This is a genomic window from Streptomyces sp. NPDC000594 (assembly GCF_040299965.1).
Classification (GTDB): Bacteria; Actinomycetota; Actinomycetes; order Streptomycetales; family Streptomycetaceae; genus Streptomyces.
Map to the genome: position 1 here is coordinate 481,914 of NZ_JBEPCY010000004.1, position 10,988 is coordinate 492,901.

A 10,988-nucleotide genomic window follows, 5' to 3' on the forward strand; every position below is an offset into this window, starting at 1 on the left:
GCCTCGGCCGGACACTCCTTGGCCGCGCGGGGCGGGAGGGGCGGGACGAGACTGGAGAGCATGACAGGCCGTGCTTCCGCAGAGGGCCCGCCGGGACCGCGACCGGCCGCGGTGACAGCGGTGAAAAGGGTCGACTACACGGGCGCCGTGTACGGGTCGCTGCTCGCCGCGTCGGTGGTCGCCGGTGTCGGGACGGTGGACTCGTACACCCGAATGGACCTGGTCCTGCTGCTGCTCGGCACCGGAGTGGTGTTCTGGGCCGCGCATGTCTTCGCCCGCCTCTTCGGGGAGCGGATCGCGGACCCCGCGCTCAGCGGCGCGAAGATCTGGCAGGACCTCCGCGCGGAGTGGCCGATCGTCAAGGCGGCCGTTCCGCCGGCCGTCGCCGTGGCCGTCAGCCCACTGCTCGGGCTCGGCCCGGAGGGAACCCTGTGGCTGGCGCTCTCCGTCGCCATCGCCGGCCAGGTCGGCTGGGCGTCGCTCGCCGCACTCCGGGTGGGTGCCTCAAGGCGGCTGGTACTGGTGGCCGGGGCGGCCAATCTGCTGCTCGGCCTGCTCGTCGTGCTCCTCAAGATCGCCCTCAAGTAGGGGGCCGCTGCGGCCCTCCTCGCGCAGGACGAGCGCGGAACCCTCCCCGGGGCCATGCTGGAGAGGACGCGGCCGCGCCCGCGGCCCGCACATGCAGGGAGGACTGCGATGGAGGGCCAGCAGATCCTGGCGTACGACTATCCGCTGCTCGGTGCCTTCTGGACCGTGATGTGGATCTTCCTGTGGGTGATGTGGTTCCTGTTGCTGTTCCGCGTCATCACCGATGTCTTCCGGGACGACGATCTGACCGGCTGGGCGAAGGCGGCCTGGCTGATCTTCGTCCTGGTCGTCCCCTTCCTCGGCGTCCTGGTGTACGTGATCGTCCGCGGCAGGAAGATGGGCACCCGCGAGATCCGCCACGCACAGGAGCGGCAGACCGCGATGGACAACTACATCCGTGAGACGGCGGGCAAGGGCGGCAGCGCCACCGAGCTGGCCAAACTCTCCGAGCTGAAGGCGAAGGGCGACATCACCGAGGCCGAGTTCCAGCGGGCCAAGGAGAAGATCCTCCACTAGCGGGGGATCCTCCCCCGGCGAGGAGTACGCGCGGTGGTACGCCACCGGTCCCCATGGCCACGGCGAGGTCATGGGGACCGGCTCGGTTCCTCAGCCGCTCAGCACGGCCGGAAGGAGCTGATCCTGTCGTTGATCCACCCGGGCAGGCTGGCCCACCACTCCCAGGGGCCGATCCGGAACTCAAGACCGCCGTAGTTCGGGTGCTCGTAGAAACAGATGGAGTAGTGCGAGTCGTTGATGATCGAGGAGACCTGGTCCTGGTACTGGCCCAGGTTCGAGAAGACGTTGGGCATATGGAAGGGGAGGGAGTATCCCCCGTAGTTCGCGTCCTTCCTCAGACACAGGCTGCGCCCGTTCTCCATACAGCCGGCGGCCTCTGCGGGGGTCGCGTTCGCGACCACGCCGGCCGAGGCTATGAGGGTGGCCGCAGCGCCGAGAAGCGCCAGCCGCCGCTTGGCGTGCGAAAGGACGGAGGACCTGCCGTCGACGCTGGAACGCATGGGTGCCTTTCTTTCCGCTTGCTGTCCGGTTCTTGGCGTTTCGGCACTGGAATGAGCGGGCAGTGGTGCCGCGCTCCCGGGTGGGCGGCTCATCGTCAGCAGGGCCGGTAGGACGAGATCTTGTTGTCGATCCAGGAGGGGATCGTGGCCCACCACTCGCCGGGGCCGATCCTGAACTCCAGCCCCCTGAAGTTGGTGTGCTCGTAGAAGCACATCCTGAGATCCGTGCTGTTGCTGATCGAGGACGTGGTGTCGTGCGCCGGTCCGCCCAGCGCGGAGACCCAGGTCGGCGCACCGCTGGGGTAGACCGGGATCGAGTAGTTGGGGTTGGCGTAGATGAAGACGCCGGCCATCCGGGCACCCGGGGTGGCGGTCGCAGGCGTGGCGGTCGCCACGAGACCCACCGTCGCGGCCAGTGCCCCCACGACACCGGCCGCCGCGAACCGCTGCACGGCCTTCCTCGGTAACGACGGTATCGACGGTATCGACATGAAGTCTTCCTTTCCTGGCGGGGTTCCTTGCGGGCCCCTGACGGGGAATGGGCCCGGCCCTGGACCACCTGGACCACATCGAGCCAGGGGCGGGCATGCGTGATGACGCGATGCTGCAAGGTTTTGCTGAAAGGAGCTGCAACGAGTTTCTCCCGCTGGGCCGCCGGAGACAAGGGGTGCGTCCTGTACGGGACTTGGCGATGTGACGGGCACCCGGCCCAGCCCGGCTCAGCCCGACGCTGCCCGGCCCGGTGCGGCAGAGGGAGAAGGGGTCAGAGCCCCGCGCCCTTCAGTGCCATGTGCAGCAGCAGCCGGTCCTCGCCCTCGCCCAGGTCAAGCCCCGTCAGCTGCTCCACCCGCGACAGCCGGTAGTACAGCGTCTGCCGGTGGATCCCCAGCGCCGACGCCGTCCGCCCCGCCTGCCCCGCGCAGTCCAGATAGACCTCCGCCGTCCGGGCCAGCTCCCGGTGGGCCGGGTCCAGCAGCGCCCGTACCGCAGGGTCCCGTACACACTCCGGTGAGAGCGCGGTCAGCATCCGGTACGGTCCGATCTCCGCCCACCGCGCCACCGTCACCCCGGCGCCGCCCCCCGCACGGGCCCTGGCGCGTGCCGCGCGGGCCGCCGCCGACGCCTCGCGCCAGGCCGCGTTCAGCCCCGCCAGCCCCGCCCGCGCGTCCGCGATCCCCGCCGTGGCACCCGCCCCGGCCCCCGGAAGGAGCCGCTCCGCCACCGTCACGGCGGGCGCCTGGCTGTCGGCGGCCCGCAGCCGCACCAGCACCGCCAGCGCACCCCCCGCGTCCCCGGGGTGGGCCACCAGCCGCGCCCCCGTCTCCGGGCCCCCCTCCGCGCTGCGCCGAACGGGTGACTCCTCCACCGGCGACCCCGCCGACCAGGGCGCCGTCAGGGTGCACAGCGCCGCCACCCCCGGCAGCGACCGGGCCGACGGCGCCTCCATGCCCGGCCAGGGCCACAGACACACCACGGTGTGCGGGCCCGTCGGCCCCCGCTCATCCCCGCTGAGCGCCGTCCCCAGCGCCGCCACCGCCATGTCGTACTGCCAGCCGCGCTCCGCCAGCAGCGCCGCCCGCAGCTCCCGGGAGAGATCCGCCCCGGCCCGCTCCTCGTCGGCCAGCAGCGACCCGATCCGCGCCGCCACCTCCATCGCCGCCGTGAGCTGCGCCTCGGTCGGCCCCGGCGTGGAGTCCAGCAGCCAGACATAGCCGAGGACGATCCCCCGGTGTCGTACGGGCAGACAGATCCGGGCCCGGACCACCCCCGCGTCCGGCGCCGCCGGGATCCGCACCGGCCCGGTCGCCCGGGTGATCCCGAAGCCCTCGAACCATGCCCGTACCGCCGGTGACGAGGTCCTGGTCAGGATCGACCGGGTCCGTACGGGGTCCATCGCACTGTCGTCGTCACTGTCGTGGGCCCCGAAGGCGATCAGCCCGAAATCGCGGTTCTCCAGCGTCGCCGGGGCCGCCAGCAGCGCCGAGATCTCGTCGACCAGGTCCTGGTAATCGCCCTTCATCCGGACATTCTGGCATGCCCTTCAGACAAGTGTCTGAGATCCGGGCCACGAATGCGTGACAGCTGTCGATGGCTGAGGATCGTAGGCGTTCCCTAAGTTTCACGGTGGTTCTCCGTGCCGTGACCGGGCATTCCGCCCCGCGTCATGGCACCCGTCTCGTTTCTTTCCGTGGAGGTGCCCAGTGCTGGGTCCCGTGATCCTCGCCGCGTCGCGCAGCGACAAGATGCGCACAATCGTCTCGGCAGCGCCGGTGACCAAGCCCGTGGTGGACCGGTTCATCCCCGGTGAGACCGTCGACCAGGTCGTCCCGATCGTCCAGGACCTCGCGGCCAAGGGCCTGGAGATCACGCTGGACGTGGTGGGCGAGGACATCACCACCGTCGAGCAGTCCTACGCGGCCCGTGACGCCTACCTTGAGCTGATCGGCCGCCTGAAGGAGCTGGGTCTCGGCGAGCGCGCCGAGATGTCCGTGAAGCTGTCGATGTTCGGCCAGGCGCTGGAGAACGGCCACGAGCTGGCCCTCGCCAATGTCCGCCCGGTCGTCGAGGCCGCCGCCGGCATCGGCACCACGGTTACCCTGGACGCCGAGGACCACACCACCCTCGACTCGATGTTCGCCATCCACGAGGAGCTGCGGAAGGACTACCCGCAGACCGGATGCGTCATCCAGTCGTACCTCTTCCGCACCGAGGACGACGCCCGCCGGCTCGCCGCCAACGGCAGCCGGGTCCGGATCGTCAAGGGCGCCTACAAGGAGCCCGCCGAGGTCGCGTACCAGAACAAGGCGGAGATCGACCGCGCGTACGTTCGTATCCTGAAGATCCTGATGGAGGGCTCGGGCTACCCGATGATCGGGTCCCACGACCCGCGCCTGATCGCCATCACGCAGGAGCTGGCCCGCCGTGCCGGGCGCAAGCTGGACGAGTACGAGTTCCAGATGCTGTACGGCATCCGCAGCGAGGAGCACGTACGGCTGGCCGCCGAGGGACACCGCATGCGGGTCTACACGGCGTACGGCACCGATTGGTACGGCTACTTCATGCGCCGTCTCGCGGAGAAGCCGGCCAACCTGCTCTTCTTCGTCCGCTCGATGATCACCAAGAACTAGGTCTAAGGAGTTACCAGACCCATGGACGCTGTGACCCAGGTCCCCGCGCCGGTCAACGAGCCGGTTCACGGATACGCCCCCGGCAGCCCCGAGCGCGCCCGTCTGGAGGCGAAGCTCAAGGAGCTGGCCGAGAACCCCATCGACCTGCCCATGACCATCGGCGGCGAGAAGCGGATGGGCGGTGGCGAGCGTTTCGACGTCGTCCAGCCGCACAACCACAAGGCCGTCATCGGCACCTTCGCGGGCGCCACCGAGCAGGACGCCCAGGACGCCATCGACGCCGCCCTGGCCGCCGCCCCGGCGTGGCGCGCGATGTCCTTCGACGACCGCGCCGCGATCATCCTGCGCGCCGCCGAGCTGCTCTCCGGCCCCTGGCGCGAGACGCTGGCCGCCTCCACCATGCTGGGCCAGTCGAAGACCGCGCAGCAGGCCGAGATCGACACTCCCTGTGAGCTGATCGACTTCTGGCGCTTCAATGTCGCCTACGCCCGCGACATCATCGCCGAGCAGCCCCCGGCCAACGCCCCCGGCGTGTGGAACCGCATGGACCACCGCCCGCTGGAGGGCTTCGTCTACGCGATCACGCCCTTCAACTTCACCGCCATCGCCGGCAACCTGCCGACCGCCCCGGCCCTCATGGGCAATGTGGTCGTGTGGAAGCCGTCCCCGACGCAGACCCACTCCGCCGTGCTGCTGATGCAGCTCCTGGAGGAGGCCGGCCTGCCGAAGGGTGTCATCAACCTGGTGACCGGTGACGGCATCGCCGTCTCCGAGGTGGCCCTGAACCACCGCGACCTGGCCGGTATCCACTTCACCGGCTCGACCCGCACCTTCCAGCACCTGTGGAAGACGGTCGGCAACAACATCGAGAAGTACCGCTCGTACCCGCGCATCGTCGGCGAGACCGGCGGCAAGGACTTCGTGGTCGCGCACCCCAGCGCCGACCGCGCCGTCCTGAAGACCGCGCTGACCCGTGGCTCCTTCGAGTTCCAGGGCCAGAAGTGCTCGGCGTCCTCCCGCGCGTACGTCCCGGCCTCGATCTGGAACTCCGGCTTCAAGGAGGAGTTCGCTGCCGAGGTCGACGGCATCACCATGGGTGACGTCACGGACCTGTCGAACTTCATCGGCGCCGTGATCGACGACCGTTCCTTCGCGAAGAACAAGGCCGCGATCGACCGTGCCGCCGCTGACCCGAGCTGCACGATCATCGCCGGTGGCACCTACGACGACTCGGTGGGCTACTTCGTCCGCCCGACCGTCATCGAGTGCACCGACCCGGAGAACGAGGTCTTCAAGGCCGAGTACTTCGGTCCGATCCTCGCGGTCCACGTGTACGAGGACGACCAGTACGACGCCATGCTCGACCAGATGGAGTCGGTCTCCGACTACGCGCTGACGGGTGCGGTCATCTCCAACGACCGTGCCGCCGCCGCGTACACGATGGAGAAGCTGCGGTACGCCGCGGGCAACTTCTACATCAACGACAAGTCGACCGGTGCGGTCGTCGGCCAGCAGCCCTTCGGCGGCGGCCGTGCCTCCGGCACCAACGACAAGGCCGGTGCCCCGCAGAACCTGATGCGCTGGACGCTGACCCGCGCGATCAAGGAGACGCTGGTCCCGCCGACCGACTACACCTACCCGCACCAGGGCTGATCACAGCCGTGCGCTTGGGCTGCGATCAGCCCTGACCGGGGCCGATCGCAGCCCTCACAGAACCCGCCCCCGTTTCCGGCCCCCACGCCGGGGACGGGGGCGGTTCCACTTCTCATGATGACGTCCGGCCAAGATCGGTTGCCTGCCCCTCGGCGGCTTCCGCGATTCGCCTGATCGCCGCGAGCCGGGACCCCCAGACCGCCGCCGTACGCTCCATCCACGCGGCGGTGGCGTCCATCGGCCCCGGCACCACGGTGTACCTGGCCTCCCGCCCCTCCCGCCGTACGGTCACCAGACCGGCCCGGGTCAGCACCCCGAGATGCTTGACGATCGCCTGCCGGGTCACCGGCACCACCTCCGCGAGCGCGGTGGGCGTGGCGGCGCCCCTGCCCACCAGCGCGTCGAGTATGCGCCGCCGGGTGGGGTCGGCCAGTGCGGAGAGCACCCGGGAGATCTCTTCCTCGCCGCTCGTCATCCCGGCAGCTTCTCCGTGTAGTCCCGGATGTTCTCGACCTGCCCGGCCCATCCGCCGTCATGACTCTCGTACGAGGCGGTCTCCCGCCGCTCCTCGGGAATCCTGATCGCCGCGAACCCGGACTCCGTGACCCGCAGCCGGGTCCCCTCGCCCTCCGGGGTCAGCGTGAACTCCACGAGCGTCGCGTTCTCCGCCGTCGCCTGCTCACCCGGGTACGCGGAGGCCCAGCGGTACGAGAATCTGCGCGGCGGGTCCACTTCCACGATGGTCGTCGGAAACTGCCCGTATTCCCCATGGTCCAGGAACATCGTCCCCCCGGGCCGCAGATCCACGGGCGCGGGCTCGCCCTGCCCGAACCAGTTCCCGACATGCTCGGGCTCCGTGATCACCGCCCATACCCGCTCGGGCGGGGCGGCGATGAGGATTTCCTTTTCGATGCGGTCCTTGGTGGTCATGACGGTCACCTTCCGGTGTGTGCGTGTGTATGTAGACGGCTGTGACGTGCAACTTCAGGGTTGCACCCCATGACTGAATCCGCAACCGTGTGGTTGCGGTACGGTCGATGTTCGATTGAGGTGCTCTTTTCGTTCGGCCATTCCTTCGGTGGGGGGAATTTTCTCAATTCCGGTGTGCGGGGCGGGTCTTCACTCATAGAGTCGGCATCCGCTCGACGGGGCACCAGGGATTGTTGTCCCGGGTTGCGTTTCGGGAAGAGAGGTCGAGGATGGCGCGGAAGAAGATCGTTACGGGCAGGAGCGCGCGACATAAGTTCGGTACGAGGCTGAGGCGCTACCGCGAGGGGGAGGGGCTGTCCCTGGAGGCGCTGGGCAAAGAGGTCCGGATGAGCCGGAGCCAGCTGGCCCGGGTCGAGCTGGGGGAGGCGATGCCTCCGCCGGAGCTGCCGGAAGTGCTGGACCGACTGTTTCAGGTGGACGACTACTTCCTGGACCTGTACGAGCTGTGCGCGTTGGAGATCCATCCGGATCGGTTCCGTCGGCTGATGGAGTTCGAGGCGCGGGCCACGGTGATTCGGGGCTACACCGGCCCGCTGGTGCCGGGGTTGCTTCAGACCGAGGCGTACACCCGGGCGCACATCGCCGAGTGCGACCCGAACGTCACTCCCGAGGCCGTGGGTGAACTCGTGGCGGCTCGCATGGCACGGCAGGCCCGTTTACGCGCCAAGGATGCTCCCGAGTACGCCTTCATCCTGGACGAGGCGGCGCTGAAATACAGGTTCGGCACCCCGGCGCAATGGCGGGAGCAGCTGGCCCGGCTCGCCGACGCGGCTGACAACCCCAGGGGGATCGTGCAGATTCTGCCGTCCGAAAGTGGTGGCCATGCGCTCCTTGGCGGCTCCCTGATGCTGCTGACCATGGAGTGTGGAACGGAGGTCGCCTACGAGGAGTCAATTACCACGGGGACGCTGATCGAGGAATCGCGGCTAGTACTCCATCGCGCGCGGGCATACCATCGGCTTACTGCCCGCGCGTGGTCGCCGACGAAGACGGCGGCTCATATCCGGTCCTTGATGGAGGAGCTACCGACATGAGCAACCCCCTGGCTTCGGCTGCCGGTTGGGAGTGGGTCAAGTCCTCGTACAGCGCCAACGGCGGCGCCCAATGCCTGGAGTGGGCGCCTTCGGTCGCTACCGCCTCCAGCCGGGTGCCGGTGCGGGACAGCAAGATCCCCCAGGGCCCTGTGTTGTCCTTCCCGGTTCAACAGTGGTCTCACTTCGTATCCTTCGCCGAGGGTCACGAGGTCTGACGGGCGTGTGGGTCAAGTCTTCGTACAGCGGCAACGGTGGTGCGGACTGCCTGGAGTGGGCGCCTTCGACCGCCATGGCGTCCGGCCGGGTGCCAGTGCGGGACAGCAAGACGCCCCACGGCCCCGCGCTGTCCTTCCCGACCTCCCAGTGGGTCGACTTCGTCTCGTACGCGAAGGGCCAGCGCGTCTGATCGCCCACCCGACGGCCCCCCTCCCGTACCGGAGGGGGGCCGTCGCATGTCCGGCCCCCCCCTTCCGTTCCACTTGTCCGACCAGGTATCTTGCATCGCATGGAACCAGGTGATTCGACCAAGCAGGCGCGGGCAGCCGCCCAGCTGCGCAAAGGGGTGCTGGAGTACTGCGTACTCGCCCTGATGCGCGACCGCCCCCGCTACGGCGTGGAACTGCTCCACGCCCTGGAGGAGTCCGGCGCCCTGGCCACCAGCCAGGGCACGGTCTACCCGCTGCTCTCCCGGCTGCGCCGGGACGACCTGGTCACCACCACCTGGCAGGAGTCCGCATCCGGGCCGCCCCGCCGCTACTACGCGCTCACCGACAGCGGCCGTGCCGCGCTCGATGAGTTCAGCCGCGTCTGGCCCGGCTTCCGCGACGCGGTCGACACCTTCCTGACCACCCCGCACCACCTCGCCACCGGAGACCCCGCATGAAAACCTCTGCCGACCCCGTACGCGACTACCTCGCCGCCGTCGAGCGCGAGGCCTCCGCACTCCCCGCCGACCGCCGCCAGGAACTCCTCGCCGACCTCGCCGAGCACATCGAGGTGACGCGGGCGGAGCGCCCCGAGGCCCCGATCGGGACGGTGCTGGCGGAGCTGGGGGACCCCCGGACGATCGCGGCGACGGCGCTGGCCGAGGCGGGGACCGGGGCTCCCGAGGCCGAGGCTCCCGTACGGCGCGGCAAGGTGCACCCCCTTGTCCCGCTGCTGATGCTCACCGTTCCGTTTCTCGTCGCGACGATCCTTCCGCAGGTCGCCGTGGCGCAGTTCTTCAGCACGGTGTTCCGGGTGATCGGCGCGGTACTGCTCTGCACCTCGGTGCACTGGGCCGGCGTTCAGAAGCTCACCGGTGTACTGGTCGCGGCCGTTCTGCCGACCGTCGCGATCAGCGTCTGGGTCGCGATCGAGGCCCCCGGGGGCGGCCTGGCCCATGTGGCCAACCTGGTGACCCTCGCCGTGCTGGCCGCCACGACCGCCTGGCTCTGGCGCACCCGCCGCGCCTGACCACCGCTCCGGGTGCGTGAGGCATGAGCCGCCCGTAGGCTCGCACGAGTGGGGCGGAGAACGGAGCGGGACCGATGGCGGAGGACCAGGTCAGGCGCAATCTCAAGGGCATGGACGATCTCGATTTCGACGGCTGGAACAGGGCCGACTGGGACGGGGTGTTCGCCCACCACCACACGGACGACGTCCTGGTGGACTGGAAGGGCCAGCCGCCGACCCAGGGAGTCCAGGCGCACATCGACGCCATGAAGGACTTCGTCGCCTCGGCCGGCGGCACACCCCCGCAGATCACCTCGCACCCCATCGCCTTCGGCTCGGGCGACTGGACCTGCGTCATCGGCGAGTTCGAGGGCGGCGGCCGGATGGTCACCGTCGCGAAGTGGCACGACGGCGCGATCTCCGAGGAGTACATCTGGGCCTAACGGCCCCGGGTGACCCCGTTGGCGGCGGGGCAGGGAAGACCGGGCTCCGCCCGGTTCGGGGAGCAGGTCACCAGGGCGATCGAGTGGAAGAGCGTGCCGCGCAGATAGTGACCGAGCGAGACATCGCCGCCCCACATCAGCCGCTCCACCGCCGCCTCCGACAGCAGACCGAGCCTGGCCGCGTCCCGTTCCTCGACCGAGGCGAAGCGGGGTGCGACCTCCGCCAGCCGGAGGCCCAGCCACACGCCGGCCTCCTTGGGCTCCGCCCAGGTCCCGCAGATGGCCGACGGTGGCTTCATGAGCCAGTGCGCCGTCTGGATCGGCGGCACACCGGACACGGGGAACTCGGCCACGGCTTCCCGGTAGCGGTCGAGGACATCCCGCTCGCTGCTCGCGGTCGGCTCCCGGCCGGGAGGTCTGCGGATGCTCTCCCGGTCGAAGGTCTTCTTCTCGCCGACCCAGGCGTAGCCGTGGTGGTGCACGGTGCCTCAGGTCAGGCGGAGAGGCCGAAGCGGGCCGGGTCGATACCCGCCGCGTCCAGCTCCGCCGTGGTGAAGCGCAAAGGCTCCGCGACCGGGCGCTTGCTGTCCCCCAGGGCCCAGGCATCCGGCCCGATCCTCGCGAGGGTCACGCATGCCTCCCCGTCGGGGTGGGTGTTGCCGCCGCAGGCCCGGGAGAAGGCCGTTCCCTTGAGCGGGAGTG

General features: G+C 69.7%; 17 protein-coding genes. 10 read left to right on the forward strand and 7 right to left on the reverse strand.

Features of this window, described 5'->3' with window-relative positions:
* The first annotated feature begins 60 nt into the window (after positions 1–60).
* Together ABT354_RS09310 and ABT354_RS09315 are read left to right on the forward strand one after the other, a co-directional pair.
* Positions 61–588 carry a hypothetical protein gene (locus ABT354_RS09310; RefSeq protein ID WP_351491069.1) on the forward strand — a complete coding sequence of 176 codons (528 nt, stop codon included), beginning with the start codon at positions 61–63 and terminating at the stop codon, positions 586–588.
* Between the two features lie 108 nt (positions 589–696).
* Positions 697–1,104 carry an SHOCT domain-containing protein gene (locus ABT354_RS09315; protein ID WP_351491071.1) on the forward strand — a complete coding sequence of 136 codons (408 nt, stop codon included), beginning with the start codon at positions 697–699 and terminating at the stop codon, positions 1,102–1,104.
* Between the two features lie 98 nt (positions 1,105–1,202).
* Here the strand turns inward: ABT354_RS09315 and ABT354_RS09320 are convergent, their stop codons facing one another.
* The 3 genes from ABT354_RS09320 to ABT354_RS09330 all read right to left on the reverse strand — a co-directional run bounded on the left by ABT354_RS09320 (position 1,203) and on the right by ABT354_RS09330 (position 3,624).
* Positions 1,203–1,604 carry a peptidase inhibitor family I36 protein gene (locus ABT354_RS09320; protein WP_351491073.1) on the reverse strand — a complete coding sequence of 134 codons (402 nt, stop codon included), beginning with the start codon at positions 1,602–1,604 and terminating at the stop codon, positions 1,203–1,205.
* A gap of 95 nt (positions 1,605–1,699) precedes the next feature.
* On the reverse strand, positions 1,700–2,095 hold the full coding sequence (locus ABT354_RS09325) for a hypothetical protein (RefSeq protein ID WP_351491075.1): 396 nt from the start codon (positions 2,093–2,095) through the stop codon (positions 1,700–1,702).
* 272 nt (positions 2,096–2,367) lie between these two features.
* Positions 2,368–3,624, reverse strand: a complete 1,257-nt coding sequence (locus ABT354_RS09330; RefSeq protein ID WP_351491077.1) for a PucR family transcriptional regulator — start codon at positions 3,622–3,624, stop codon at positions 2,368–2,370.
* 181 nt (positions 3,625–3,805) lie between these two features.
* Between ABT354_RS09330 and ABT354_RS09335 the strand changes: the two genes are divergently transcribed.
* Both ABT354_RS09335 and pruA read left to right on the forward strand, forming a co-directional pair.
* Positions 3,806–4,732, forward strand: coding sequence for a proline dehydrogenase family protein (locus ABT354_RS09335; RefSeq protein WP_351491079.1), 927 nt, complete (start codon positions 3,806–3,808; stop codon positions 4,730–4,732).
* 21 nt (positions 4,733–4,753) lie between these two features.
* Positions 4,754–6,385 (forward strand): L-glutamate gamma-semialdehyde dehydrogenase, encoded by a 1,632-nt coding sequence (gene pruA, locus ABT354_RS09340; protein WP_351491082.1) that lies wholly within the window; start codon positions 4,754–4,756, stop codon positions 6,383–6,385.
* Positions 6,386–6,497: 112 nt separating this feature from the next.
* Here the strand turns inward: pruA and ABT354_RS09345 are convergent, their stop codons facing one another.
* Positions 6,498–6,860, reverse strand: a complete 363-nt coding sequence (locus ABT354_RS09345; RefSeq protein ID WP_351491084.1) for an ArsR/SmtB family transcription factor — start codon at positions 6,858–6,860, stop codon at positions 6,498–6,500.
* Entirely contained in the window at positions 6,857–7,315 is a 459-nt protein-coding gene (locus ABT354_RS09350) for an SRPBCC family protein (RefSeq protein WP_351491086.1), read from the reverse strand. Before ABT354_RS09350 ends, ABT354_RS09345 begins: the two co-directional genes overlap by 4 nt.
* 269 nt (positions 7,316–7,584) lie before the next feature.
* On the opposite strand from ABT354_RS09350, the gene ABT354_RS09355 reads away from it, so the two are divergent.
* The 6 genes from ABT354_RS09355 to ABT354_RS09380 all read left to right on the forward strand — a co-directional run bounded on the left by ABT354_RS09355 (position 7,585) and on the right by ABT354_RS09380 (position 10,286).
* A complete protein-coding gene (locus ABT354_RS09355; protein WP_351491088.1) occupies positions 7,585–8,409 on the forward strand; it encodes a Scr1 family TA system antitoxin-like transcriptional regulator in 825 nt (274 codons plus the stop codon).
* Positions 8,406–8,624 carry a DUF397 domain-containing protein gene (locus tag ABT354_RS09360; RefSeq protein WP_351491090.1) on the forward strand — a complete coding sequence of 73 codons (219 nt, stop codon included), beginning with the start codon at positions 8,406–8,408 and terminating at the stop codon, positions 8,622–8,624. The genes ABT354_RS09355 and ABT354_RS09360 overlap by 4 nt, the downstream gene beginning before the upstream one ends.
* Positions 8,625–8,629: 5 nt before the next feature.
* A complete protein-coding gene (locus ABT354_RS09365) occupies positions 8,630–8,815 on the forward strand; it encodes a DUF397 domain-containing protein (protein WP_351491092.1) in 186 nt (61 codons plus the stop codon).
* A gap of 99 nt (positions 8,816–8,914) precedes the next feature.
* The gene (locus ABT354_RS09370) at positions 8,915–9,292 is read left to right on the forward strand and encodes a PadR family transcriptional regulator (RefSeq protein ID WP_351491095.1); all 378 of its coding nucleotides are present in this window, start codon (positions 8,915–8,917) and stop codon (positions 9,290–9,292) included.
* Positions 9,289–9,864, forward strand: coding sequence for an HAAS signaling domain-containing protein (locus tag ABT354_RS09375; protein WP_351491098.1), 576 nt, complete (start codon positions 9,289–9,291; stop codon positions 9,862–9,864). Before ABT354_RS09370 ends, ABT354_RS09375 begins: the two co-directional genes overlap by 4 nt.
* Before the next feature lie 74 nt (positions 9,865–9,938).
* Positions 9,939–10,286 (forward strand): nuclear transport factor 2 family protein, encoded by a 348-nt coding sequence (locus ABT354_RS09380; protein WP_351491100.1) that lies wholly within the window; start codon positions 9,939–9,941, stop codon positions 10,284–10,286.
* Here the strand turns inward: ABT354_RS09380 and ABT354_RS09385 are convergent.
* Positions 10,283–10,768, reverse strand: a complete 486-nt coding sequence (locus tag ABT354_RS09385) for a hypothetical protein (RefSeq protein ID WP_351491102.1) — start codon at positions 10,766–10,768, stop codon at positions 10,283–10,285. The two genes, ABT354_RS09380 and ABT354_RS09385, sit on opposite strands and share 4 nt — an antisense overlap.
* A gap of 11 nt (positions 10,769–10,779) precedes the next feature.
* Positions 10,780–10,988, reverse strand: a 209-nt coding sequence (locus ABT354_RS09390; protein ID WP_351491105.1) for a DUF397 domain-containing protein, incomplete at its 5' end; no start/stop codon positions are given.